Source organism: Pseudomonas atagonensis, assembly GCF_011369485.1.
Classification (GTDB): Bacteria; Pseudomonadota; Gammaproteobacteria; order Pseudomonadales; family Pseudomonadaceae; genus Aquipseudomonas; species Aquipseudomonas atagonensis.
In genome coordinates this window covers 11118-35438 of the sequence record NZ_VXCA01000002.1, presented here as the reverse complement: position 1 = coordinate 35438, position 24321 = coordinate 11118, and the positions used below count along the sequence as shown (strand labels likewise).

Annotated in this window: 23 protein-coding genes and 1 pseudogene; 11 read left to right on the top strand and 13 right to left on the bottom strand. The window is 60.2% G+C overall.

Annotated elements, in window-relative coordinates:
• The first annotated feature begins 112 nt into the window (after positions 1-112).
• Both F2P67_RS00780 and F2P67_RS00775 read left to right on the top strand, forming a co-directional pair.
• Entirely contained in the window at positions 113-1087 is a 975-nt protein-coding gene (locus tag F2P67_RS00780) for a 2-hydroxyacid dehydrogenase (protein ID WP_166216090.1), read from the top strand.
• A gap of 159 nt (positions 1088-1246) precedes the next feature.
• Positions 1247-1756, top strand: a complete 510-nt coding sequence (locus F2P67_RS00775; RefSeq protein WP_166216087.1) for a DUF2165 family protein — start codon at positions 1247-1249, stop codon at positions 1754-1756.
• Between the two features lie 26 nt (positions 1757-1782).
• On the opposite strand, the gene F2P67_RS00770 is transcribed toward F2P67_RS00775, so the two are convergent.
• Positions 1783-2685, bottom strand: a complete 903-nt coding sequence (locus tag F2P67_RS00770; RefSeq protein WP_166216084.1) for a DMT family transporter — start codon at positions 2683-2685, stop codon at positions 1783-1785.
• A gap of 139 nt (positions 2686-2824) precedes the next feature.
• On the opposite strand from F2P67_RS00770, the gene F2P67_RS00765 reads away from it, so the two are divergent.
• Positions 2825-3700 carry an AraC family transcriptional regulator gene (locus tag F2P67_RS00765; RefSeq protein WP_166216081.1) on the top strand — a complete coding sequence of 292 codons (876 nt, stop codon included), beginning with the start codon at positions 2825-2827 and terminating at the stop codon, positions 3698-3700.
• 181 nt (positions 3701-3881) lie between these two features.
• On the opposite strand, the gene F2P67_RS00760 is transcribed toward F2P67_RS00765, so the two are convergent.
• The 6 genes from F2P67_RS00760 to F2P67_RS00735 form a co-directional block, all read right to left on the bottom strand.
• Positions 3882-6311 (bottom strand): TonB-dependent siderophore receptor, encoded by a 2430-nt coding sequence (locus F2P67_RS00760; protein ID WP_166216078.1) that lies wholly within the window; start codon positions 6309-6311, stop codon positions 3882-3884.
• Between the two features lie 553 nt (positions 6312-6864).
• Positions 6865-7854, bottom strand: a complete 990-nt coding sequence (locus tag F2P67_RS00755; protein WP_166216075.1) for a FecR domain-containing protein — start codon at positions 7852-7854, stop codon at positions 6865-6867.
• Positions 7851-8417 carry a sigma-70 family RNA polymerase sigma factor gene (locus F2P67_RS00750; protein ID WP_166216073.1) on the bottom strand — a complete coding sequence of 189 codons (567 nt, stop codon included), beginning with the start codon at positions 8415-8417 and terminating at the stop codon, positions 7851-7853. Before F2P67_RS00750 ends, F2P67_RS00755 begins: the two co-directional genes overlap by 4 nt.
• A gap of 1 nt (position 8418) precedes the next feature.
• On the bottom strand, positions 8419-8745 hold the full coding sequence (locus tag F2P67_RS00745) for a DUF3325 domain-containing protein (protein ID WP_166216070.1): 327 nt from the start codon (positions 8743-8745) through the stop codon (positions 8419-8421).
• Positions 8745-10331 (bottom strand): PepSY-associated TM helix domain-containing protein, encoded by a 1587-nt coding sequence (locus F2P67_RS00740; RefSeq protein WP_166216067.1) that lies wholly within the window; start codon positions 10329-10331, stop codon positions 8745-8747. The genes F2P67_RS00745 and F2P67_RS00740 overlap by 1 nt, the downstream gene beginning before the upstream one ends.
• On the bottom strand, positions 10328-10633 hold the full coding sequence (locus F2P67_RS00735) for a DUF3649 domain-containing protein (RefSeq protein ID WP_166216065.1): 306 nt from the start codon (positions 10631-10633) through the stop codon (positions 10328-10330). The genes F2P67_RS00740 and F2P67_RS00735 overlap by 4 nt, the downstream gene beginning before the upstream one ends.
• A 188-nt stretch (positions 10634-10821) precedes the next feature.
• Between F2P67_RS00735 and F2P67_RS00730 the strand changes: the two genes are divergently transcribed.
• The 3 genes from F2P67_RS00730 to fecA all read left to right on the top strand — a co-directional run bounded on the left by F2P67_RS00730 (position 10822) and on the right by fecA (position 14686).
• A complete protein-coding gene (locus F2P67_RS00730; RefSeq protein WP_166216063.1) occupies positions 10822-11310 on the top strand; it encodes a sigma-70 family RNA polymerase sigma factor in 489 nt (162 codons plus the stop codon).
• Complete coding sequence (locus F2P67_RS00725) at positions 11307-12239, top strand: DUF4880 domain-containing protein (RefSeq protein WP_166216060.1); 933 nt, start codon at positions 11307-11309, stop codon at positions 12237-12239. The genes F2P67_RS00730 and F2P67_RS00725 overlap by 4 nt, the downstream gene beginning before the upstream one ends.
• A 113-nt stretch (positions 12240-12352) precedes the next feature.
• On the top strand, positions 12353-14686 hold the full coding sequence (gene fecA, locus F2P67_RS00720) for a TonB-dependent Fe(3+) dicitrate receptor FecA (RefSeq protein WP_166216058.1): 2334 nt from the start codon (positions 12353-12355) through the stop codon (positions 14684-14686).
• Between the two features lie 71 nt (positions 14687-14757).
• Here fecA and F2P67_RS00715 read toward each other — a convergent pair whose 3' ends face one another.
• Both F2P67_RS00715 and F2P67_RS00710 read right to left on the bottom strand, forming a co-directional pair.
• Positions 14758-15165 carry an HPF/RaiA family ribosome-associated protein gene (locus F2P67_RS00715; RefSeq protein ID WP_025109399.1) on the bottom strand — a complete coding sequence of 136 codons (408 nt, stop codon included), beginning with the start codon at positions 15163-15165 and terminating at the stop codon, positions 14758-14760.
• A 200-nt stretch (positions 15166-15365) separates the two neighbouring features.
• A complete protein-coding gene (locus F2P67_RS00710; RefSeq protein ID WP_166216055.1) occupies positions 15366-16313 on the bottom strand; it encodes a LysR substrate-binding domain-containing protein in 948 nt (315 codons plus the stop codon).
• A gap of 135 nt (positions 16314-16448) precedes the next feature.
• On the opposite strand from F2P67_RS00710, the gene F2P67_RS00705 reads away from it, so the two are divergent.
• From F2P67_RS00705 to F2P67_RS00695, 3 genes are all read left to right on the top strand, one after another.
• Positions 16449-17825, top strand: a complete 1377-nt coding sequence (locus F2P67_RS00705) for an L-serine ammonia-lyase (protein WP_166216052.1) — start codon at positions 16449-16451, stop codon at positions 17823-17825.
• Positions 17826-17888: 63 nt separating this feature from the next.
• The gene (locus F2P67_RS00700) at positions 17889-19190 is read left to right on the top strand and encodes a serine/threonine transporter (protein ID WP_166216049.1); all 1302 of its coding nucleotides are present in this window, start codon (positions 17889-17891) and stop codon (positions 19188-19190) included.
• 199 nt (positions 19191-19389) lie between these two features.
• Positions 19390-19707, top strand: coding sequence for a DUF3509 domain-containing protein (locus F2P67_RS00695; RefSeq protein WP_166216047.1), 318 nt, complete (start codon positions 19390-19392; stop codon positions 19705-19707).
• Here F2P67_RS00695 and F2P67_RS00690 read toward each other — a convergent pair.
• Together F2P67_RS00690 and F2P67_RS00685 are read right to left on the bottom strand one after the other, a co-directional pair.
• Entirely contained in the window at positions 19704-20204 is a 501-nt protein-coding gene (locus F2P67_RS00690; RefSeq protein WP_166216045.1) for a phosphate-starvation-inducible PsiE family protein, read from the bottom strand. The two genes, F2P67_RS00695 and F2P67_RS00690, sit on opposite strands and share 4 nt — an antisense overlap.
• Before the next feature lie 12 nt (positions 20205-20216).
• Positions 20217-20396 carry a hypothetical protein gene (locus F2P67_RS00685; protein WP_166216042.1) on the bottom strand — a complete coding sequence of 60 codons (180 nt, stop codon included), beginning with the start codon at positions 20394-20396 and terminating at the stop codon, positions 20217-20219.
• 124 nt (positions 20397-20520) lie between these two features.
• Here F2P67_RS00685 and F2P67_RS00680 point away from each other — a divergent pair.
• Positions 20521-20775, top strand: a pseudogene (locus F2P67_RS00680) (YebG family protein); the annotation flags it as partial.
• Between the two features lie 154 nt (positions 20776-20929).
• Here the strand turns inward: F2P67_RS00680 and F2P67_RS00675 are convergent.
• Positions 20930-21949: a Leu/Phe/Val dehydrogenase gene (locus F2P67_RS00675; protein ID WP_166216037.1), complete on the bottom strand. Its 1020-nt coding sequence runs from the start codon at positions 21947-21949 to the stop codon at positions 20930-20932.
• Positions 21950-22133: 184 nt separating this feature from the next.
• Here F2P67_RS00675 and F2P67_RS00670 point away from each other — a divergent pair, with 184 nt between their 5' ends.
• Positions 22134-22937, top strand: a complete 804-nt coding sequence (locus F2P67_RS00670) for a SirB1 family protein (RefSeq protein ID WP_166216034.1) — start codon at positions 22134-22136, stop codon at positions 22935-22937.
• On the opposite strand, the gene F2P67_RS00665 is transcribed toward F2P67_RS00670, so the two are convergent.
• Positions 22861-24258: an MFS transporter gene (locus F2P67_RS00665; RefSeq protein ID WP_166216032.1), complete on the bottom strand. Its 1398-nt coding sequence runs from the start codon at positions 24256-24258 to the stop codon at positions 22861-22863. The genes F2P67_RS00670 and F2P67_RS00665 overlap by 77 nt on opposite strands.
• Positions 24259-24321 lie beyond the last annotated feature (63 nt).

Here is a 24321-nt window from a genome sequence, read left to right as displayed (position 1 = left end):
CACCCAAAACCCCAAAAGCCTGGTCGGCCCAGAGGCCGCCAAGAACAAGCCAAACTCCACAAATAAATGTTAGCTTGCTTGGCAATAAAGCCCCGAAGCCGAGTCCAAAGCGATGAAAAAAACAGTCCTGGCCTTCAGCCGTATCACCCCGCCCATGATCGAACGCCTGCAACAAGAGTTTGACGTCATCGTCCCTAACCCGAAAAACGGTGACATCAACGCCCAGTTCAACGAAGCCCTGCCCCACGCCCACGGTCTCATCGGCGTCGGCCGCAAACTCGGCAAAGCCCAACTTGAAAACGCCGCGAAACTCGAAGTGGTCTCCAGTGTCTCGGTCGGCTACGACAACTACGACCTCGACTACTTCAACGAACGCGGGATCATGCTCACCAACACCCCCGACGTGCTCACCGAAAGCACCGCCGACCTCGCCTTCGCCCTGATCATGAGCAGTGCCCGCCGCGTCGCCGAACTCGACGCCTGGACCAAGGCCGGCCAATGGCAAGCCAGCGTCGGCGCCCCGCTGTTCGGCTGCGATGTACACGGCAAAACCTTGGGCATCGTCGGCATGGGCAACATCGGTGCCGCCATCGCCCGTCGTGGTCGTTTCGGCTTCAACATGCCGATCATCTACAGCGGCAACAGCCGTAAGACTGAACTGGAAAATGAACTCGGCGCACAATTTCGCAGCCTCGACCAGTTGCTCGCCGAAGCCGATTTCGTCTGCCTGGTGGTACCACTCAGCGACAAGACTCGCCACCTGATCAGCACCCGTGAACTGGGCCTGATGAAACCAGACGCCATTCTGGTCAACATCGCCCGCGGCCCGGTAGTCGACGAACCGGCACTGATCGCCGCCCTGCAAAACAACCAGATCCGCGGCGCAGGCCTGGATGTCTACGAAAAAGAACCGCTGGCCGAGTCGCCGCTGTTCCAGCTGAAAAACGCCGTGACATTGCCGCACATCGGCTCAGCTACAAACGAAACCCGCGAAGCCATGGCCAACCGCGCCCTTGCCAATCTGCGCAGCGCCCTGCTCGGCGAACGCCCGCAGGATCTGGTCAATCCGCAAGTCTGGCGCGGCTGAAAAAACGGGCAAGTATCACGTGATACTTGCCCGCCATTTATTCCGACCATCAACACTGAACACAACTTGCAATTCAACTCCAGGGCCAAATAAAAAAACTCAGGTTATAAACGTTCCCGCTATCAACTTCACGGCACGACGTTAGGGAGAGCAACAAACTTGAGCAACTTGACCACTGACAAACTCATTCGCTACAGCAAAGTCACTTTGATGACTTACTTCAGTTTCTTCGGCTTGCTGGTCATGTTCAGCAACTTCACTGACTATTCATCGAACTATGAGTACGTCGGCCATGTGCTGAGCATGGACACGACTCAAATCAATGACAACATCCGCTACCGGGCCATTGAATCGCCGATGCTGCACCACCGAATTTATTGGCTGATCATTACCATGGAGGTGATCTACACCGCCTTTTGCCTGTTGGGAGCTTTTCATCTCTGCCGAAAACTCAATGCTTCGGCAGAGGAATTTCACGAGGCAAAAAAATACTCGATCATTGGTTTGTTACTTGCCACGTTTGTCTATTACGTCTGTCTGCAAGTTATCGGTGTCGAATGGTTCGACATGGACACCTCACAAACCTGGAACGCCAACGATTGGGCCAGGCATATTGTCGATTTCATATTGCCGCTGCTGATTTACATCGCATTACGCATCGAGCGCTGAACATTCAGTGCTCGTCACTTTCCTGCTCAGGCCAACTTTGCAGAGGTTGGCAAAACCTTGGCTGGCACCTTGCGAAACACCAGTACGTTACCCAGCATCACCAGTACCAGGCCGACGAGCGCCGGAGCAGTCCATTGGTACCCTTCGGCAAACGCCGAAACGTTCAACGCCACTACCGGGAACAGCACCGTGCAGTACGCCGCACGCTCCGGCCCCATGCGTCCGACCAATGTCAGATACGCGGTAAACCCGATCACCGAACCCGGGATCACCAGATACAACAGCGCCCCGACATAGCGCGGTGACCAGTCCATGTCGAACGGAATGTCTTTGACCAGGCACCACACCGACAACATCGCCGCGCCATAGGCCATGCCCCAGGCGTTGGTCGTCAGAGGTTTGAGCCCGGCCTTCTGCTGCAAACTCGAGAGCATGTTGCCCGCCGAAAAACACAACGTGCCACACAGCGCCAGGCCCAGGCCGAGCAAGGTTTGCGGGCTGGCGTGATGACCCGCAAGCTCCGGCCAGAACAACATCCCCAGGCCAAACAGCCCCAGCGCACCGCCCATGAGCACGTTACGGGCTATCCGCTGACCGAAGAACACCCGTGCGTTGAGCGCGTTCCACAAGGTTGCGGTGGAAAACACCACCGCCACCAGACCACTGGGAATCCACTGACTGGCGGTCAGAAAGCACATGAAGTTGACGCAGAACAGGCACAACCCCTGCGCCACGCAAATCAAGTGTCCACGCCGGTTCATCGGTTGCAGCCGACGACTGAGCAGCAACAACGCAAACAGCACCAGCGCCGCGAGGCCGAAGCGATAGACAATCGACACCGGAATCGCCACCACTCCCAATTGCCATTTCAAGGCAATCCAGGTGGTGCCCCAGATCAGCACGGTCAACAGATACAGCGAAAGGTTCATGGCGCACACTCCTCAATTGGCTTTCAGTGTCCGCCGCAGTGTTTGAATCACGCTTGCACAATCTTGCGCTTTTGTCCGGCGACAGGCTGGCAGCGCGGCGTCTACGGAGTAGGATGCAAGGCGTTGAAGAGAACCGATCATGGCCGCCATCGATACCCTGCAAGTCTTTCAAGCGCTTAACCGCTCGCCGAATGCACGTCTGCTGCACAGTGCCGAGCTCGGTGACGGCTTGTCCGCAGCCCTGTGGACCAACCACCACGACGCTCAGGAATACGAAGCGCCGAGCCATCACACCCTCTCCTGCTATATCGCCGGCGGTACCGGCACCTTTCGTCGCGGTCTGCCAGGGCACAAGGGGGGGCCAGACAAATTGTGCATTCTGCCGGCCGATCACGAGTCTGGCTGGGTCATCAACGGTGATATCCGCTTGGCGCACCTGTACTTCAGCGCTGAACAATTCGCCCTCGGCTGCGTCACTTTGCTGGATCGTGAACCGCGTGAAATGCAGTTGCGCGAGCAAACCTTTCTGGAAGATCCGCAGCAGGCGCAACGCTTTCGGCAACTGCTCAACCTGAACTGGGACGAGCCGGCCGAACGTCTGCTGACCAGCAGCATTGCCCATGAATTGATCAGCCACACGTTGCTCAGCCAGGTCGGTGCCCGTCAGGGTTTGCGTCTGAAGGGCGGGTTGGCGCCGCATCAGCGTCGGCAATTGGTGGAGTTCATCGACAGTCAGTTGGCCGAGCCGATCAGCCTCGGGCAACTGGCCGGGTTGTGCGCGTTGTCGGAATACCACTTTGCGCGGATGTTTCGCGTGACTTTCGGCTTGCCACCGCACCAATACGTGCTGGCGCGGCGCTTGAGCCGGGCGCGCGAATTGTTGCGCGGGACAGCGTTGCCGCTGGGGGAGATTGCATTGGCCTGCGGGTTTGCCAGTGCGAGCCACTTCACCAATCGGTTCAGGCAGGTGTTGGGGGGAACACCTGGCGAGTATCGGCAGGCGTTTTTGCGTTGAGGCTTTTCCCCTCACCCTAGCCCTCTCCCAAAGGGAGAGGGGACTGACCGAGCTGTTCTTTTGAGTGACATCGACCTGAAAAATCGAGCTGAACTCAAACTCTGAAAAGCATGAAACTCTGCGCCCTTTCCCTCTCTCCCTTTGGGAGAGGGCTGGGGTGAGGGTGGCTTTTGATTCTGCTCTAGAACTCCAACGTACTCGACAACGAAACCTGCCGCGAATCGCCCATCGACACAAAGAACCGGCTCGCCGCCGAGGTGTAGTAAGTGCGGTCAAACAGGTTCTTCACATTGAGCTGAAACTTGACCTTCTGCCCTTCGACCCTGGTGTCGTAGGTCGCAAACGCATCGGCCACGGTGTAGCCCGGCAGGTCGAAATCATTCACCGCGTTGCCGGCGCGTTCGCCGACGTAACGCGCGCCAGCGCCGACGCGCAGTTGATCGCCGCCGATCACGCTGCCGAAGTCGTACACCGCCGACAACGAGCCGGAATTCTTCGCCACGTTCTGCAAGCGCTTGCCCTTGTACGTCGGGTCTTCAGTGACCTCGGCATCGGTGTAGGCGTAGCTACCGATCATGCTCCAGCGGTCGCTCAACTGGCCGGTCAAGTCCACCTCCAGACCGCGCGAACGCACCTCGCCCGCTGCACTGTAAATCGTCGTCGGGCCTTCGGAGTTGGCCACCAGCACGTTGCGTTTCTTGATGTCGAACAGGGCGACGTTACCGGTGATCCGTCCCGGCATGTCCAGCCGCGCCCCTAGCTCCCAGGACTTGGCTTCTTCCGGCGCGATGCTGCCGTCGAGCACGGTGCTGCTGCCGCTCAACGGTGCGATGGTCGAGTTGGGTTTGAACGATTCGGTGTAGCTGCCGTAGAACGACAGCTCATCGGTATAGCGATACACCAGGCCCGCGCGCGGCACCCATTTCTGGCCATTGCTGTCGGTGTTGGCCTTGAATGGCACGCCTTTGCCGGCGTACTGGTCGTACTCCTGGAAGCGCCCGCCGGCGACCAGAATCCACTGGTCGTTGAGGTGAATCGAGTCCTGCAGAAACACCGAATCGCTGCGCAGCAAATCGGTCTGCGCGCTGTCTGCCGCGCTGACCGTGGTGCCTTCGACTTCTCGGCCGTAGACCGGATTGAGGTAGCTGAACGTGGTCAGGCTTTTCTGGCGGATCAGGTCGGCGCGGTAGATTTTTCGGTACTCGTCATCGACGCCGAACACCAGGTCATGCTGCATGCCCAGTACGTTGACCTTGCCCTCAAGACTGGCAGTGGTGAAACGGTCGGTGCTGATAGCGCCATGGGTGCCGTCCATGCTGCGAGTCAGGGTGCCCTTTTTAGTATCGATGGCGGTCACGCGGACCTGGCTGGCGTCATAGGTTTCGCGGTTCCAGCTGTAGCCGAAGTGGGCTTTCCAGTCGTCGTTGAGTTCGTGATCGGCCTCGAAGTGATACAAGTCCGAACGCCCTTCCATGTCGTTGAACGGCTCGTCGAGACGTTCCTTGCGCGAGATGTCCAGCGGATGGTTGGTGCGCGGATCGATCAACGTGCCGCGGTCGAACGGCGTGAGGAATTCACGGTGTTCGTAAGCGAACAACAGCTTGGTGCGCTCGCCGTACCAGGCCAGCGACGGGGCAATCAAGGTTTCGCGGTGGGTGCCGTAGTTGCGCCAGTAATCTTCGTCTTCGTGATCAAGGACCATGCGATAGGCCAGTCCGGAATCGCCCAGTGGCCCGGTACTGTCAAAGCTGCCGCCGCTGCCGTTCTTGCCGTCGCCGTAGGTAGAGCCGCGCAGGGTCACGGCGTTGTAGGGCGTGAGTTCAGGCTTTTTGCTGACCAGGTTGACCACGCCGCCCGGGTCTTGAATCCCATAGAGCAATGACGCCGGACCCTTGAGCACTTCGACGCGATCCACCGTGGCATTCATCCCGCGGCCCTGCACGATCGGCATGCCGTCGCGCATGATCGAACCGTTGCGGTTGTCGCCGAAACCGCGTGTCATCACCGAGTCCTGGGTGCTGCCCAAGGTGTTGCCCTGGGTGATGCCGCTGACGTTGGCCAGCGCATCGTCGAGGTTGCGCGGCGCCTGATCGCGGATGACTTGTGCCGGGATGACGTTGACGGTCTGCGGCACTTCCTGCAAAGAGGCCGAGGAGCGCATCACTGAGCTGGTTGGCGGCGGCTGATAGCTCATCGATTCGTCGCGCATCGATGTGATGGTGGTGGCGCCGAGGTTAAGCGCACCTGCGGTGGGTTGCGGTTCCAGCGCCAGCGTGTGGCTGTCGGTGCGACGAAAGCTCAGGCCGGAACCCGTGAGCAGACGTTGCAATGCTTGCTCGGCGCTCATCTGACCATTGACCGCTGGCGCTGTCAGGCCGTACGGCGCTTCATCGGTATAAACCACGCTTTGCCCGGTGACGCGGCTGAAATCGCTCAGGGCTTGCGGCAGCGGTTTGGCGGCCAGTGCGAAATTGAACTGCTTTTGCGCCGGGCTGCTGACGGTTTCAGCGCCCAGCGCCACGCTCATCGGCAACAACGCCAATGCGGAAAAACTCAACGCCGACACGCCCAACCACTGTTTGACCGAACCCGATTTTGCCCTGGACTTCATTGCTCAATGACCTGTGTAGAACCGCAACGGATGCGAATGACTCGCAGTTTCAGTCACTACACGGATGGGGCTCAGGTTTACCTCACCCCCAAAATGAAAATATTTTTCTGGACGTCTGTTGTCGGTGCGGACGTCTTCGGGAGCAAGCCCCCTCCCACAGAGCAATTGCATTTCAAATGTGGGAGGGGGCTTGCTCCCGAAGAGGCCGGTGGTTTCAACGCAAAATGATCAGATGACCCAGCACCTGATGCTGCTCACCGCCCCCTCCCACAGAGCAATTACATCTCAAATGTGGGAGGGGGCTTGCTCCCGAAGAGGCCTGTGGTTTCAACGCAAAATGATCAGATGCCCCAGCACCTGATGCTGCTCACCGCCCCCTCCCACAGAGCAATTACATCTCAAATGTGGGAGGGGGCTTGCTCCCGAAGAGGCCGGTGGTTTCAACGCAAAATGATCAGATGCCCCAGCACCTGATGCTGCTCACCGCCTCCTCCCACAGAGCAATTACATCTCAAATGTGGGAGGGGGCTTGCTCCCGAAGAGGCCGATGGCCTCAACGCAAAATGATCAGATGCCCCAGCACCTGATGCTGCTCAAACCCCAAAACCCCTTGCAGGGAGTTGAGAATTGCCTGGGGATCCTTGCTCGGAAAACTGCCGCTGACTTTGCGCACCGCCAGTTCATCGTTGAGCAGCACGATGCGGCCAGGGTAATAGCGCCGCAAATCCGCCACCACATCGGCCAGCGTCGACTTGTAATACGTCAGCCAGCCCTGACGCCAGGCCAGTTGTGCCTCGCTGTCGACCGGGTGAAGTTTTTCTGCCGTTCCTTCACCGTAAGCCACCTGCTGACCAGCCGTGAGAATCTGCTGCTCGCCCTGAGGATTCGCCGTCACCCCCACGCGCCCGGACAACACTGTGACCTGCGCACCATGGGGTTGCAGACGTACTTCGAATTGCGTACCGAGCACCCTCGCCTGACCTTTTTCCGCCGCGACCACGAACGGCTCACCGGTGTGCGTCACGCTGAAAAAACCAGCGCCACGGCGCAAGTGCACATGACGTTCGCCGTGGCTGAAATCCACAGCGATGGCGCTGTCGGCGTCCAGCGTGACTTGCGATTGATCGGCCAGCGTCACGGTGCGAATTTCGCCGGGAGCAGAGACATAATCGGCGCCCAGATCATCGACCCAGCGCTGTGGCTGCCATCCTGTGCCGAGGCTGACCATCAGCAGCAGACACGCCGCCATCGCCAGTGCGCCTGCCCCGCGCAAAAGTGGCGATCGGCGTGGGCGATCAATCGCATTGAGGTAGCCCTGCAACGCCTGCGCCTCTTCATCGGCCAGGGTTCGCGCCGGCCCTTCACTCAATTCCCAGATGACCTGCGCCTGCGCGTACGCCTCTGCATGAGCCTGGTCAGCGTGCAGCCATTGACTGAAGGTCAGTTGATCGCCCGCGCTCGGCCGGTCATGCAACAGGCTCAACCAGGCCAAGGCCTCCTGCTCCTGAGCGGGCGTCGGGGTGACGGTGTCGGTTGAATTCACGGTGCTTTCCCTGGCAGACGTGGCGCGGGGTCGCGCAGGCTGGCCTTGCAGGCCTCGAGGGCGCGCATCATATGTTTTTCCACGGCGCTTTGGGACAGGCCCATGGCTTTGGCGATTTCCGCGTACTTGCGGCCGTGGATGCGATTGAGCAAAAAGATCTGCCGCGTGCGCTCAGGCAAGGCGCGCAACGCCGCTTCGACGTGGCGTAAATCATTGCCGGCTTCGAGCGCGGCTTGCGGTTCGCTGCCGTGGCTGTCCGGCTCCTCCGGTTGCCAACCTTCGTTGACGCGCACCCGCGTGCCTTCGCTGCGCAGATGGTCGATGGCGATGTTGCCGGCGCAGCGCAGCAAGTAAGTGCTGAGCTCCTCGACTTGCACCAATGGCCGCCGCCAGAAGCGCAGAAACAGATCCTGCACCAGATCCGCCGCCGTCGCCCGGCAACCGACGCGCCGATTCACCAGCGCTTCCATTTGCGAACGCTGGGACAAAAACACCTGAAGAAAATGTGCACGCGCGCCACGTGGCTCATCGTCGCGCGATTCCGGTGGCAGACCGATCAGCACTTCAGCACTGCGCCCATGCAGCGACCGGGCTGGCCAGCAGACTGACCCCGGCCAAACCGAGCACCAGACGTGGCTGATACGGCATCAGCAACACCAACGCCAATGCGCTGAGCATCAACACGGCGAACCAGTCGACCAGACCGAAACCCCAGCCATTCGCGGCGACGGCGGCCCACAACGACAAAACCAGCAGCAACCATCCGGCCAGGTTCAGCCCCCGACGGCGTCGAGGCGACGGCTTGTTGCCGAGCAATTCGTCGTGGTGTCGAGGCATCGACAGACACAGCGCGGTGAACCCGGCATAGCACAGCAACAGCGCAAGCAGCATCAGTTCGCCCCCTGCTCAAGCGTGATTGGCCGGGACTTTTCGCGCGGCGTCTTTTTCACTTTGACGGTGCTGCCGGCGCGCTGCATTCTCCAGGCGGCCCAGCCGAGGAACAGGCCCGCGCCGAGGCAGGTCAGGTCGAATCCGGCCAGGGTCCAGTCACCCTGGGCCAGCGTGGCGCCGAGATTCCACGGGGTGGTCAACGCATTGATCAGCGGCACGGCGATAAACAGCACCGCGGCCAACGCCAACTGCTCGACCCAGGCCTTGCGCCCCGGACGCAACAGCGCATGCACAACGCTCAAGCCCCAAGCGATGAAGAAGGCGTTCACTTCCCAGTCCGCACGCTCGGCCAGATTCAGCGGCAGCAGACGATTAGCGAGGAAGAACACTGCAACCGCGCTCACCAGTCCGGCCATGCTGGCGATGTTCAGCACTTCCACCAGACGCAGCTCGAACGGCATCACCCCGCTCTTGGCGTGTTTGAGCTGGCGCTTGCCGAGCCAGATCACCAGACCGGTGCCGATCATTGCCGTGCCGGCCAGACCGCAGATGAAATACAGCCAGCGCAGCACCGGCCCGGCGAAATGGCCCATGTGCAAGCCGTAAAAAGCGCCGCCCACCGCCATCGCCACCGGCTGATCCGGTGAGCTGCCGAGCATCTGTCCGGTGACGCCGTTGAAAGTCACGGCGCTGCCGAAGTCGTGCACCACGCGATCACCGCCGCGGGACAGCACCACCGATGCATTGGCATCACCCGGATGGTTGACCGACAATCGCGCGGTGTTGCCCCCCGACCATTGCTCACTGGCCCTGGCCAGCAGCGGGGCCATCGGCGCCAGTGGTGCGGGGATGTTCGCCCGTTCCAGCGTCTTCGAGGCCGGAAAAACCTCGTCGTAAAACGACCGCGCGTCACTGCCGTAGGACGCCAGAATGCTCGCCGGCATGACCATCGACATGAATATCACCAAGCTGCTGTAGGTGATCATCAAGTGAAACGGCAGCACCAGCACGCCCACCGCGTTATGACCGTCAAGCCAAGAGCGCTGGCCCTTGCGCGGGCGGAAGGTGAAGAAATCCTTGAAGATTTTTTTGTGGGTGATGATCCCGGTGATCAGCGCAACGAACATCACCATCGCGGCAATCGTCGCCAGCCAGCGGCCCCACGGGTAAGGCATTTGCAGCTGGAAATGGAAGCGGTAAAAGAATTCGCCGCCCATGCTTTCGCGGCCCTGCACCTCGGCGCCGGTTTGCGCATCGAGGGTTTTCGATTCGAATCGCCCGCGCTCGCCGGGCTTCGCCGGTGCCTGTTGCCAACGTACGGTCAGGCCGGGATCGCGGGCATCGGGCAAGTCGATCAGCCAGCGCGAGGCACCCGGCGCATGTTGTTGCAGATAATCTTGCGCCAGCGTCAGGCTTGCCTCGGCATTCATCGGCCGCGCAGGGATTTCCGGCTGCATCCAGTGACTGGTTTCATCCTTGAAATAGGCCAGGGTACCGGTCAGAAAAATCGCAAACAGCAGCCAGCCGAATACCAGTCCGGTCCACGTGTGCAGCCAGGCCATGGCCTGACGGAAACCCTCTTTCATGCGTAGCCCAATCCGCGTGCCGCACCGGAAATGGTCGCCAGAATCACGCTCGGCACGAGCAAGCCGACCCATGCCGACCAGGCCGTGCGGCAGGCGAAGCACCAGAGCACAGCGACCAGATAGACCAGAAACGAAACGGTCATGCCGGTGACCACGGCTTCAGCACGACTGAGCGGCAGCCACATGGTCAACGTGACACTGGCCAGCGCCGCGACCAGATAGCCGCCGAACACCGCCGCCAGCACTCGCGAGGTGACGGCCAGACGATAGGACATGGGGAGAGTGGCAAGTTTGCCTTTCATGTTTCGACCCTGAAACGAAAAACGTCCGGCCGACAAGCCGAACCAACAGGCGAGCAATATTAATGATAAATATTCTCATACGCAAAAGCATCTGATTGCCGGACACGGTACTCGCCCCTACAATGCGAACCATTCTTGTTCTCTAACGCATGTTTTCTCCGCACATCGCTGCGCCCGGAGTCATCACATTGTCGTCCGCCCACCCCGTCGAATCGCTTTATCAAGCCCACCACAGCTGGCTGACCGGCTGGCTGCGGCGCAAACTCGGCTGCCCGGACAGCGCGGCGGATCTGGCGCAGGACACGTTCATCAAAGTGCTGACAGCCCGCGAGCCGCCGGTGATCATCGAGCCGCGTGCCTTTCTCACCACCCTCGCCAAGCGTGTGCTGTTCAATCATTACCGCCGACAGGATCTTGAGCGCGCCTACCTCGACACCCTCGCGCAGATGCCGGACGTGGTCGCGCCGTCGGAAGAAGACAAAGCCATCATCCTGCAAACCCTGATGGAACTGGATCAGTTGCTTGACGGTTTGCCTCGCCTGGTCAAACGAGCCTTTCTGCTGGCACAGGTCGATGGCCTGACCTACCCGCAAATCGCCGCCGAGCTCGGCATTTCGGTGGCCACGGTCAAACGTCATCTGAACAAAGCGGCGATGCGCTGCTATTTCGCCCTATGAACCGCGTCCCGGATTTTTCCTCGCACGTCGCGGAGCAGGCAGTGCACTGGCTGATGGAAATGCAGCAAGGCGCGCTCTCCCCGCGCCAGCAACTGGCCTGGCAACAATGGCTCGACGCGCACAGCGAGCACCGCCGGGCGTGGGAGCATATTCAACGGGTCAACCAGCGCTTGCGCGGAGTGTCGTCGCCGCTGGCGCATGCGGCGCTGAACGCGCCGAAGTCCGGTAGCCGCCGTCAGGCACTCAAGCTGTTGCTGATTCTTGGCGCAGGTTCAGCGGTTACCTGGGGCATGCGCGAGCACAATCCGCTGCCGTCGCTGCTCGCCGATTTCCGCAGTCCGGTTGGCCAGCGGCGCAAGGTGTCGCTGGGCGCGGGCGATCAGTTGCAACTCAATACCGCCAGCGCCGCCGATGTCGATGGCGCACTGCGGCTGATCCGTTTGCTCGAAGGCGAAATGCTCCTGACCGCGGCGCAATCGTTCGAAGTACGCACCGCGCAGGGGATTCTGAAAACCCACGGCGCGCGGCTCAATGTGCGGCAATTTGCCGATCGCACGCAGGTCGCGTTGTTCGAAGGCCGGGCCGAACTGATCGCCAGTGGCCGCGCGCCCATGTTGCTGCCCGTCGCCCGTCAACTGAGCTTCAGCGCAACGGCGGTCAGCGACGCCAGACCGCTGGACGCCAACAGCGGCGCCTGGGCCGACGGCATGCTGGTGGCCGCGCACATGCGCCTCGGCGATTTCCTCGATGAGCTCGGCCGTTATCGTCGCGGCCAGCTTCATTGCGACAAGAACGTTGCCGACTTGCTGATCTCCGGGACTTATCCACTGGACGACAGCGAGCGGATTCTTGACCTGCTGGAAATCAGCTTGCCGGTAAAGGTGAAGCGCTTTACCCGCTATTGGATCAGTGTCGAAGCCAAGGTCTGACACTCATCCCAAAAAGCAGTGAAAAAATATTCGTCATTTGTGAGCCGTTTTTCAGATCTGGCGTGACAGAGAAGGAAAGCCCCCTTGATTCAACCTTCTCAGGATCCGCCACCATGCACCCCACCCGCCTCACGCCACTGGCTCGCACCCTGCGCAATCTTGTTCTCGGCGCCAGCCTGAGTTTCAGCGCACTGCCCGCCGCAATGGCTGCCGATGCCAAGGCTTATCACATTGCGCCGTCGTCGCTGGAGAACGCGCTCAACCAGTTTGGCCGTGAAGCCGGGGTGCTGATTTCTTTCGGTTCGCAAGTCACCAGCGGGGTGCAAAGTCGCGGCCTGGAAGGCAGCTATACCCCAGAACAAGGTCTGAATGCCTTGCTCGAAGGCACCGGTCTGCAAGCGCGGGCCGAGGGCAACAATGCTTTCAGTCTGCAGCCGGTGGCCGAGACCGCACTGGAACTGGACACCTCTAAAGTCGTCGGCGACTGGCTCGGCGAGGCGGCGCAGGTCAACGTCTTCGAGCATCCCGGTGCCCGCGACGTGATTCGCCGCGAAGACTTCGAGCGTCAGGGTGCGACTCAGGCGCGCGATGTGCTCAACCGCATTCCCGGGGTCAACGCCCCGGAAAACAACGGCACCGGCAGCCACGACATGGCGCTGAACTTCGGCATTCGCGGCCTCAACCCGCGCCTCGCCGCGCGCTCGACGGTGCTGATGGACGGCATCCCGGTGCCTTTTGCACCGTACGGCCAGCCGCAGCTTTCTTTCGCCCCGATCAGCATGGGCAACATGGACGCCGTAGATGTGGTGCGTGGTGGTGGCGCCGTGCGTTACGGCCCGCAGAACGTCGGCGGCGTGGTCAACTTCGTGACCCGGGCGATTCCCGATGCGCCAACGGTCAAGGGCGGTTTCCAGACTGAAACCAGTCCTTCCTCCAGCCATGACGGCTTCAAGACCAGCGCCAACCTGCTCGCCGGCGGCACCAACGCCAACGGCCTCGGCGGCGCTTTGCTGTACTCCGGCACCCGGGGCGGTGACTGGCGTGAGCACAGCGACACCGAGATCGACGACCTGATCCTCAAGGGCAAATACCAGCTCGACGAAGCCAATAGCTTCAACGCGATGGCGCAGTATTACGAAGGCAAGGCCGACATGCCCGGCGGTTTGAACGTCGCCGATTACGATGCCGATCCGTATCAGTCCACGCGCCCGAAGGACCAGTTCTGGGGCCGCCGCACCATGTTCAACTTCGGCTATCGCTATCAGGAGGATCGCCGCGAATTCACCGCCAACACCTTCTTCACCAAGACCCTGCGCAGCGGCTATCTGGATCAGGGCACGTTCCTGTCGCTGTCGCCGCGCGAGTATTGGGTGCGCGGTCTGGAAACCCGCTTCGCCCAAGGTTTCGATCTTGGCCCGACCAGCCATGAAGTCGGCGTCGGCTACCGCTACATCAACGAAGCCGGCCACGAACTGCGTTACCGCACGCCGATTGCCAGCAATCAATACCCGACCACCAATAGCCGCAATGACCGCGATACACGCGGCGGCACTGAGGCCAATGCGTTCTTCGTCGACGACCGCATCGATATCGGCAAGTGGACGATCACCCCGGGCGTACGCTACGAGATGATCGAGTCGCAACAGACCAACAACCTGACCAACGTCAAATACAAGGGCGACTACAACACTGCGTTGCCGGCGCTGAATGTTCTCTATCACCTGACCGATAGCTGGAACCTGTACGCCAACACCGAAGGTTCGTTCGGCAGCGTGCAGTACAGCCAGATGCCCAACCGCGTGACCAGCGGCGAAGTGAAACCGGAAAAAGCGCGCACCTGGGAGCTCGGCACCCGTTACGACAACGGTGCGCTGCGCGCAGAGATCGGCGCGTTCCTGATCAACTTCGACAACCAGTACGAAAGCAATCAGACCAACGACTCGGTGATCGCCCGTGGCGAAACCCGTCACCAAGGCATCGAGACCAGCGTCAATTACGCCCTCGATGATTTGAGCCCGGCGCTGGCCGGTTTCGATGTCTACGCCACTTACGCCTACGTCGACGCAACCATTCGTGAAGACGGGCCGAACAAGGGCAATCGCGTGCCGTTCTCGTCGAAACACAAAGGCACGATTGGCGTCGGTTACACCGAAGGGCCGTGGAAACTCAACTTCGACAGCAGCTTCCAGAGCGACCAGTTTGCCGACAACGCCAACACCTCGAAGGAAAGTGCCGACGGCAGCACAGGCAAGATCCCGGGTTACATGCTGTTCAGCAGCCGTGCCGGGTATGACTTCGGCCCGCAGTTATCGGATCTGAACGTGGCGGTGGGCGTGAAGAACATCTTCAACACGCAATACTTCACGCGCTCGTTCGATGACAACAACAAGGGCAAATATGTCGGCGAGCCGCGCACGGTTTATGTGCAAACCTCGGTCGCCTTCTGATCTTCGCCGAAAAAGAAACGGGCCTGCAATTGCAGGCCCGTTCTCATTGGGTGGCTTGAAAAATCAGCGTATCAACTGTTGATCGCTGCCTGTTCGTTCTCGTCAAATTCTTCCGCCAACAGCTTGTCGTTGGCCTTGCCGGTGAATGGCACTACAGCGGCGCGTGGCTTACCTCGCAGTTTGCCGAAGAGGTGCTCCAGGGCGTGCTCGAGTTTTTCGGCAGCACCATCGATCGCCTGTTCCAGCGAATCGGCTTTGTGGGTGACGGAAATCGGTTGATGGCCTTTTGGCCGCGCTTCCAGTTGGCAGCGCAAGTCATGGGGACCTGGTTTGTCGCCGTTCTCGTCGCTGAGGTGGACTTCGACACGGGTCAGGTCTTCTTCATAACGGTCGAGCGTGCTCTCAATGGTGGTGCGTACCCACTCCTCCAGTCGTTTACTGCTTTGAATATGGTTATCGCTGTTGACTTGGATTTGCATAGTTCATCCCTTATTTCAGCTAGCTCGCGAGAGGCCTTGAATTGAATTTCCTGACCTCTTGGTTACAACAATCGGCCCGACTGACGAACATTTCAACCCCTGAAAAAAGATAAATATTCATTCGCAAAAAAAGCCGGACAAGCAGGCAAGTCACTGGTAAGGTCGGGAGTTGGGTCGCCTCGCAACCCTGCAAAATTTGCTCACAATTGCCCGTCATTCAACGGGTGCAAACTGCGAAAAATCCCCGCTTCTTCCACCAGCCAGTCATGCACCGCCCGCACGCCCGGATGGCTCAAGGCCCCCGGCGCATAGAGCAGCACGTAGCGTTTGTGGTTGGGCACCGACAGTCCGAACGGCACAATCAGCGTGCCCCGCTCCAGTTCATCGTTGAGCAACGTGCGCCGCGCAATTGCCACGCCCATACCGGCAATCGCCGCTTCGATGGTCAGGTGATTGCGATTGAAGGTGTGCCCGCGCCGTACGTCGGCGCCTTCGAAACCGATGGCGTTGAGATAGAACTCCCACTCCGCGTACTCGTAACTGCCACGCCAGGCCGTAATGTCGTGCAGCAACGGGAAATGCACCAGATCCGCCGGCCCGTGCAGCGGCGGTCGTCCACGCAACAGGCCCGGTGCGCACACCGGGAAAATCTGCTCATCGAGCAAGGCTGTGGATAACAATCCCGGATAGCTGCCGTCGTTCAGGTCAATCGCCAAGTCGAAGTCGCCCTCGTGCAACGGCACGCTGCTGTCCTCGGCGACCAGGCGCAGCTGGATGTCCGGATAGCGCTGTTGCAGACGCGGCAAGCGCGGCGTCAGCCATTTACTGAGAAACGACGGAATCGAGCGCACGCGCAGAATCCCGCTGATCATTCCGGCATCGAGCCGACGTAATTCCGCATCGATGCTGCCGTACGCTTCATTGACCGTAATCGCCAATCGCTGGCCTTCCGCGCTCAGCTCCACACCACGCGCGCGTCGATGAAACAGGCGAAAGCCGAGGCGCTCCTCCAATTGTCGAATCTGTTGACTGACCGCCCCCGGGGTAATGTGCAGTTCTTCTGCACAACGGGTGAACGACAGGTGCCGCGCGGCACAGGAAAACACCTGCAGCCAGACGTAGGTCTGGGCATGCAATTGACGACTCATCGTTTAGTCCTGCTAAAGGCTTACTTAGGAAGTTTCGTTAGTCACGTTGAAGCGAGGGAGGCAGTATCGCCGACATTGCGCTTGTCCTACAAAAAATGGCGGCGATTCCTACTCCATTGCTTGTAAGGCTTTAGCATGGCTATCAGTGTTTTTGATCTATTCAAGGTCGGCATCGGTCCGTCCAGTTCCCACACCGTCGGCCCGATGCGCGCCGCCGCGACTTTCGCCCAGGCTCTGATCGACCAGCATTTGCTGCTCGACGTGAAACGTGTGGAAATCCGTTTATACGGTTCGCTGTCGGCCACCGGCGTCGGTCACGCCACCGACCGCGCCACGGTCATGGGCCTGATGGGCGAATGGCCGGACAGTATCGATCCGGCGACCATCGACCCGCGCATCCAGCAACTGCGCGAAAGCGGTCTGCTGTCATTGGCCGGTCAGAGAGAAATTTCCTTCAACTGGCAGCGCGATCTCCTGCTGCTCGACCAAAGTCTGCCCTACCACCCCAATGCCATGTCGCTGACAGCCTTTGGCGAAAGCGCCGAGCTGTTCACGCAAACGTACTACTCGGTCGGCGGCGGTTTCATCATCGAAGCGGCGGAAGCCGAATCCGGTGTCGCACCGGCCGGTGACGTGGTGTTGCCGTACGACTTCTCCAGCGCCGCCGAACTGCTGTCGCTGTGCAAGCAGCACAACCTGCGGGTGTCCGAGCTGATGATGGCCAACGAACGGGCCTGGCGCAGCGACGATGAAATCCGTAAAGGCCTGCTGCACATCTGGTCGGTAATGCGCGAGTGCGTCGAGCAGGGTTTGCGCCACGAAGGCATTCTGCCCGGCGGTCTGAACGTGCCACGCCGTGCGGCGAAACTGCATCGCAGCCTGCTGGAAATCGGCAAGCCGAATGTCATCAGTTCGACGCTGTCGGCGATGGAATGGGTCAACCTGTTCGCCCTCGCCGTCAACGAAGAGAACGCTGCCGGCGGGCGCATGGTCACCGCGCCGACCAATGGCGCCGCCGGGATCATTCCGGCGGTTTTGCACTACTACATGAAATTCAATCCGGACGCGTCTGACGATGACGTCGTCGCTTTCTTTTTGGGCGCGGCAGCGGTCGGCATTCTGTGTAAGAAAAATGCCTCAATCTCCGGCGCCGAAGTCGGCTGCCAGGGCGAGGTCGGTTCGGCGTGCGCCATGGCCGCTGCGGGCCTGGCCGAAGTGCTGGGCGCGACCCCGGAGCAACTGGAAAACGCCGCCGAAATCGGCCTGGAACACAACCTCGGCCTGACCTGCGACCCCGTCGGCGGTCTGGTGCAGGTGCCGTGCATCGAGCGCAATGCGATCGCTGCGGTCAAGGCGATCAACGCCACACAGATGGCCCTGCGCGGTGACGGTAACCACTTCATTTCCCTCGACCGGGTGATCCGCACCATGCGCGATACCGGCGCCGATATGCATGACAAATACAAAGAGACTTCACGGGGCGGCCTGGCAGTGAGCTGGGTGGAGTGCTGAGGAGCACTCCCTGACCGTCCGCAATACGTGAGCCCGAGCAAAAATAATAACGAGGCGATACCGATGACCGATGTACGTACACCTGCTGCCGAAAATCCCGCTGTAGACCTCACAGGCAAAACAGAAACCGCCCACACGGGCTGGAGCAAATTCGACACCACCTGGATGCTTGGCCTGTACGGCACCGCCATCGGTGCCGGCACCTTGTTCCTGCCGATCAACGCTGGCGTCGGTGGTTTCTGGCCGTTGCTGATATTGGCGTTGCTGGCATTCCCGATGACCTTCTTCGCGCACCGGGGTCTGACCCGATTCGTGCTGTCCGGACGTTCCGGGGACATCACTGAAGTGGTCGAAGAACACTTCGGCATCGGTGCCGGCAAACTGATCACGCTCCTGTATTTCTTCGCGATCTTCCCGATTCTGCTGGTGTACAGCGTGGCGCTGACCAACACGCTGAGCAGCTTCCTCGAACACCAGTTGCACATCGCTCCGCCGCCTCGGGCGATCCTCTCGCTGGCGTTGATTCTGGGACTGATGGCCATCGTGCGTTGCGGCCAGAGCGTCATTGTCAAAGCCATGAGCGTGCTGGTTTATCCGTTCGTCGCCGCTTTGCTATTGCTGGCGGTCAGCTTGATTCCGAACTGGAACGGCGCGTTCTTCGCCAGTGCTCAAGAGGCAATGCCGATGTCGGTGTTCCTCAAGACGATGTGGCTGGCGATCCCGGTGATGGTGTTCTCGTTCAACCACTCGCCGATCATCTCGGCGTTCGCGGTTGACCAGAAGCAGCGCTACGGCGCGCAGGCCGAACGCAAGAGCAGCGGCATCCTCGCCATGGCCCACGGCATGATGGTGGTGACGGTGATGTTCTTCTGCTTCAGCTGCGTACTGGCGCTGTCGCCGGCAGATCTTGCAGCCGCCAAGGCACAGAACATTTCGATCCTGTCGTACCTGGCCAACCATTTCCAGACCCCGGTCATCGCTTACGCCGCGCCATTGATTGCGCTGGTGGCGATCACCAAATCCTTCCTCGGCCACTACATCGGCGCCAGCGAAGGCTTCCAGGGCATGATCGTCAAAAGCCTGCGCAGCCGTGGCAAGGTGATGTCGGCGAGCTGGCTCAACCGCGCCACCGCGCTGTTCATGATTCTCAGCTGCTGGGCCGTCGCGACGTTCAATCCAAGCATCCTCGGCATGATCGAAACCCTCGGCGGCCCGGTGATTGCCTGCCTGCTGTTCCTGATGCCGATGTACGCGATCCGCCGGGTGCCAGCCTTGCGCCAGTATTCGGGCCAGGCGTCCAATGTGTTTGTGGTGCTGATCGGCCTGATTGCACTGTCAGCGATCATCTACTCGGTTCTGCCCTGAAACGGGCCGTAAACGAACAAGGCGAGCCATGGGCTCGCCTTGTTTTTGGCCGGTTTCATTGTTCGACAATTTTCCCGGCATGTCCCTTGCTACATCTCCCAAAGAGACAAGACCACGGAAGGGCCAATGGTCTGGTTTGGCGAACCAACCCGATCACGGCCGGTCAACAACTGCACGTTCAATCAGGCGGTGACGCATCATGGACAATCCTTTTCAAATCATTACCGATGCCTTCGCGCCGGACTATCAGATCAACCTGAGCATTCAAGGCCTGGACGGCAGCATCATGCTGACCTTGTCCAACAGCGGCCGGATCGTCGCCAAACGGATGATCAGCGCCGAGCAGCGTAACGACCCGGCGCGGCTCAAGCGTCTGGTGCAAAGCATCCAGTTCGGCATTGCCATCGAACAGGGCCACAGCGCCATGGCGATCCTCGAAGCCATGACCCGTGGCGACGGGCTGACCCCGCCACCGCCACGCGTCATCGACCCGCCCCGGCAAACCGCCGGCCTTTAGAGTTCGCCCTTTTCCACTTCCGGATGTTCACCGGAGCCCGTGCCGATCTTGCGTTGCGGGTGTTCGATCTTCACCGAAGGAAATTGCGACGAGGCGTAACGCACTACCAGAATCGAGAACGCCAGCAGCAGAATCCCGCCGCACAGGTAGATGATTCCCATGTCCGGCGGATTGTGGTGCGAGACGTTGGAGATCAGCAGGCGCGTCAGTGCCGTGATCGCTACGTAAATCAGAAAGCGCACCGGCATGTGGTTGGTCTTGAAGTAAATCCCGACCATCGCCCCCAATTCCAGATAGATGAACAGCAACAAAATGTCATCGATCTTGATATGCCCGACTTCGAGCATTCCGAGGAACTCCATCACCGCCGCCCATGCCGTCACCGCACCGATGGCGAACAGCGCCAGGTAATGGAAGGTCTCGACGAACAGGTTGCCCAGCGACTCGGCCAGTTGATGCACGTTTTGCCGCAGTTTCTCGGCCCAGTTGATTTTCACGATGATGTTTCCTTAGCCCGATTCGAGCGGATGATGCGTGTTGGACGTGACGGTTTTCTGCACGTGTCCGGTTTCATGCAGAAAAGAGGCCACGCCATCATGGCGAGCCGCCGCAAAACCCGCGCCGTGGCGTTTGGTCGCACCGCAAGTGGTTTTCTGCTCGCGAATGCAGCAACGCAGCGTCCCTGACAAACCCGAAATCCGGTCTACATTGAAAAGCCACTACCCATGGCGCAGGGATTCGCTTATCCTTTTCGCTGTATATGGATACAGTAGTCGTCAAGACAACTTAACGTGAAGGCATGTGAGGTGGTGAATGGCCGTCGAAGTGGTATACCGCAGCAGCCGAGATCTGGAGCGCTTGTTCATGGATAAAGCCGAAGCTGACCGTCATGACAAAATGCTCGAACTGGCCGAATATCTGGCCGATGTGTTGCAAAAAGCTGTTCCGTCGCTGACTGAACAACAAGTGGAAGAAGCCGGGATCTACATGGCGAAGAATCGCGATGTGTTCGCCCGGGCGTTCAAGAGTCAGCCTGATGCGTTGTCCGAACTGATCAACGCACCGGCCGAACCGGTCGAGAAAGCCCAGGTGACTGAAGCAGAAGAACCTGCCGAAGCACCGGTAAAACCGGCCAAGGCAGCGAAGGCTGCGAAGTAATCGATGCCCGAATTGAACAGGCCCCGAGTCGAATGGCTCAGGGCCTTTTTCATGCCTGTGAAATTCAGCGATACAAAACTCTTTCCGCCAACTCATCGGCGACCCGTGCCGGCGAGCGTTTTTCCGCCTGCGCATGGGCGAACACTTCGGTAAGGCGCGAGCTGATTTTCGACAGGTGCGCGGTGATCGTGGCCAATTCCTCGCCACGATGTTTCAGCGAAACGTAGATCAGCCCGCCCGCATTGATCACGTAATCCGGGGCATACAGAATGCCGCGCCGCTCCAGTTGATCGGCGACGTCCAGGTGCGTCAGTTGATTGTTCGCCGAACCCGCCACCGCCGAACAACGCAGTTGCGTGACGGTGTGGCTGTTGAGCACGCCACCCAGGCCACACGGCGCCAGAATGTCGCACGGCGTGCTGAGCAACGCATCGTTGGCAATCGGGTGAGCGTTGAGCTGCTCCATCGCCAATTGCACCTTGCCGTGGTCGATGTCGCTGACCAGCAGTTCGGCACCGGCGGCGTGCAGTTGCTCGGCCAGTGCGTAACCGACATTGCCCAGACCCTGGATCGCCACGCGCAGGCCTTCAAGATTGTCGCTGCCCAGACGCGCCATGGCGGTGGCGCGAATTCCGGTGAATACGCCCATTGCTGCATGCGGCGCGGGGTCGCCGGCCGAGGTGGTGCTGGTAACATGCTGGGTCTGCTGGGCGATGCAATCCATGTCCGCCACCGAGGTGCCGCTGTCGATGGCCGTGATGTAGCGCCCGTCGAGCTGATCGATGCAACGGCCAAAGGCTTCGAACAATGCACCGCGGTTTTCCACATGAGCCGGACGCACGATCACCGCGACCCCGCCGCCCTGCGGCAACCCCGCCAGCGCAGCTTTGTAGCTCATGCCCTGGGCGAGTCTGATCGCGTCTTCGACTGCCGATTCATCATTGGGATAGGCAAGATAACGGCACCCGCCCAGGGCCGGCCCCAGACGACTGTTGTGGATGGCAATGACCGCCTTCAACCCGGAGACCGGGTCAACGCTAAGGTGCAGCGATTCCAGGCGAGTGCTTTGCATGAGAGCGAACATCGACAGGCTCCCGAATCACTTCTGGTAGAACGCCAGTATAGGCTTGCGCCTGAAAATTGCTGAAGCGCACCGGAATAAGCGCCCACGCAGACAGAAGCTTGCGGCATAACCCGGGCAGCACACCGTCAGGCACTGGACGAATGACACGGACGAGGCTAAAACGAGGCATGCCCCGGAGATTTTGATGAGTCCGCGCCAACGTTTTTTCGAGTGCCTGCACCGTTCACCGCCCGCGCTGTTCGAAGCCGCGTTGTGGATGGCTGCCGAGCATGACAAACACCTCGATCCCGGGGCGCTGTTGCTGGACTTCAAAGAACTGCAACAGCGCGTCAGTTCCGGTTTGCCGCTGTTGCCGGTCAGCGAACTGGCGCAGCCACTCCTGCGGCGAATGACCGACCTGGGTTTCGCGCAGGATGATTTCGCGCCGCTGCGCCCGCAGGCCGCGTTGATCAACAAGGTCTTGCAAACCCGACGCGGCCAACCGTTGGCCCTGGCGCTGATCGCGCTGGAACTGGCCCGTGGCCTGGAGATCCCGCTGGTCGGCGTGAACTTCCCCGGGCATTTCCTGCTGAAGGTTTCCGGAGCGGATCACTTGCTCGATCCGTGCGGTGGACGGCGTTTGTATCCGAACGATTGTCGCGAACTGCTGCATCGCCAATATGGCCACCAGATGCAACTCAACGCCGACCATCTGCTGACCGCCACGCCGGTGCAGATGCTCCAGCGCCTGTCACGCAACCTGCGTCAGTTACACCTGACCCACGATGACTTTATTGCCGCGCTGATCGACGCCGAGCGAGTCCTGGAGCTGGGCAATGCCACCGCCGCTGATTATCTGGCCCGGGCCAGCCTGTATCAGCGGCTCGATTGCCCGAACGCCGAACGCTTCGATCTGGAGCATGCGCTGCTGCTCAGCGACGACCCGATTCAGCGGCTTCGCCTGACGGAGCGATTGGGGCATCTGCCACCCAATTCGGTGGTGCACTGACTGACGCTGCTGAAGGCGAACGCACCTGAATGATCAACAACGCCGCGATCACCGCCGGAATCGCGCAGAAGAAGAAAATCTGCTCCACCGGAATGTGCATCGCCAGCAGCAGACTGCCGAACAACGGCCCGAGAATCGAACCAAATCGCCCGACGCCCAACGCCCACCCCGTGCCGGTGGCGCGCACATGCGCCGGGTAGAAGTTGCTGGCAAAGGCATTCAGCGTAAGCTGCCCGCCGATGATGCAAAAACCGGCGGCGAACACACAGGCCACCAGATAACGCGGATTGTCGTGATTCAAACCGAGCAGAATCGTACACAGCGCCGCGCCTGCCAGCACGCCGGACAACAGCCGCACTTTGCGCTTCAGGCGATCGGCGAACCACGCCATGCAGATCGCGCCCAACGTCCCGGCGAACAGGAACATCGAGGTCACCAGATTGGCTTCATTAAGTTTCAGCCCGCTTTCGAGCAACAGCGACGGCAGCCAGCTGATCATGAAATACAGCAGAATCAGGCTGACGAAAAACGTCGCCCAGATCAGCATCGTCGGTCGTGCATAACCGTTGCGGAACAACTCGACCAGGGTCAGCTTGCTGCCCTGCTCGCGCTCATTCTGTTCAACAGAGGCGGCCGGCGGTTGCCAGTCCGGCAGCATGCGCGCGGTGACTTTGCGTAACCGCGCATACGGCGGTGCGTCCCGCAGCAGACGCGGCAAGGATTCCGGCAGCATCCACCAGAGAAACGGGAAGAGCAGCAAAGGCGTCACACCGCCAGCGAGGAACACCGCTTGCCAGCCGAAGCGGTCGATGAAGCCCGCCGCGACAAAACCACCCGCCGCACCACCAAATGAAAAACCGCACGCGGCCAGTGTCACCATCAAGGTGCGCAAGCGTGGCGGCGAGTATTCCGACATGAGCGCCATCGCACTGGGCATTGCACCGCCCATGCCGATGCCGCAGATAAACCGCGCAATCATCAACGTGTTCAGCGAGTCGGCGAAAACCATCAGTACGGTGAGCGTGGCGTAGATCAGCACGCAAGCCAGCAGAATCCGGCGTACGCCAAAGCGGTCGGCCAGTGGCGTGACGACGAGGGAGCCAACGGTGAGCCCGAGCAGGTTGGCACTGAACACCGGGCCAAACGCCGCTTTCTCCAGCCCCCAATCCTGCGCCAGCGCCGGCACCACGTAACCGAGCACCTGAGCGTCATAGCCATCGGTGACCAGCAACAGGGCTAACAGAATCAAGAGCAACCACTGAAACCGGGACACAGGACGGGCGTCGAGTGCCGCCCGGAAGCTGGCAATCTGGTTGTGCATCGCAAGGTACCTTTTTTGTTTTTAGGATTTTTGGGAGCAGACAGATCACTGGAGGGGGATCAC

Bases quoted from the DNA above. Each gene is read 5' to 3' on its own strand.
- F2P67_RS00695 (WP_166216047.1), top strand. From the start codon at position 19,390: ATGGACAATCCTTTTCAAATCATTACCGATGCCTTCGCGCCGGACTAT.
- F2P67_RS00710 (WP_166216055.1), bottom strand. From the start codon at position 16,313: ATGAGTCGTCAATTGCATGCCCAGACCTACGTCTGGCTGCAGGTGTTT.
- F2P67_RS00770 (WP_166216084.1), bottom strand. From the start codon at position 2,685: ATGAACCTTTCGCTGTATCTGTTGACCGTGCTGATCTGGGGCACCACC.
- F2P67_RS00675 (WP_166216037.1), bottom strand. From the start codon at position 21,949: ATGTTCGCTCTCATGCAAAGCACTCGCCTGGAATCGCTGCACCTTAGC.
- F2P67_RS00665 (WP_166216032.1), bottom strand. From the start codon at position 24,258: ATGCACAACCAGATTGCCAGCTTCCGGGCGGCACTCGACGCCCGTCCT.
- F2P67_RS00765 (WP_166216081.1), top strand. From the start codon at position 2,825: ATGGCCGCCATCGATACCCTGCAAGTCTTTCAAGCGCTTAACCGCTCG.
- fecA (WP_166216058.1), top strand. From the start codon at position 12,353: ATGCACCCCACCCGCCTCACGCCACTGGCTCGCACCCTGCGCAATCTT.
- F2P67_RS00740 (WP_166216067.1), bottom strand. From the start codon at position 10,331: ATGAAAGAGGGTTTCCGTCAGGCCATGGCCTGGCTGCACACGTGGACC.
- F2P67_RS00725 (WP_166216060.1), top strand. From the start codon at position 11,307: ATGAACCGCGTCCCGGATTTTTCCTCGCACGTCGCGGAGCAGGCAGTG.
- F2P67_RS00670 (WP_166216034.1), top strand. From the start codon at position 22,134: ATGAGTCCGCGCCAACGTTTTTTCGAGTGCCTGCACCGTTCACCGCCC.
- F2P67_RS00760 (WP_166216078.1), bottom strand. From the start codon at position 6,311: ATGAAGTCCAGGGCAAAATCGGGTTCGGTCAAACAGTGGTTGGGCGTG.
- F2P67_RS00700 (WP_166216049.1), top strand. From the start codon at position 17,889: ATGACCGATGTACGTACACCTGCTGCCGAAAATCCCGCTGTAGACCTC.
- F2P67_RS00780 (WP_166216090.1), top strand. From the start codon at position 113: ATGAAAAAAACAGTCCTGGCCTTCAGCCGTATCACCCCGCCCATGATC.
- F2P67_RS00705 (WP_166216052.1), top strand. From the start codon at position 16,449: ATGGCTATCAGTGTTTTTGATCTATTCAAGGTCGGCATCGGTCCGTCC.
- F2P67_RS00715 (WP_025109399.1), bottom strand. From the start codon at position 15,165: ATGCAAATCCAAGTCAACAGCGATAACCATATTCAAAGCAGTAAACGA.
- F2P67_RS00745 (WP_166216070.1), bottom strand. From the start codon at position 8,745: ATGCTGCTTGCGCTGTTGCTGTGCTATGCCGGGTTCACCGCGCTGTGT.
- F2P67_RS00735 (WP_166216065.1), bottom strand. From the start codon at position 10,633: ATGAAAGGCAAACTTGCCACTCTCCCCATGTCCTATCGTCTGGCCGTC.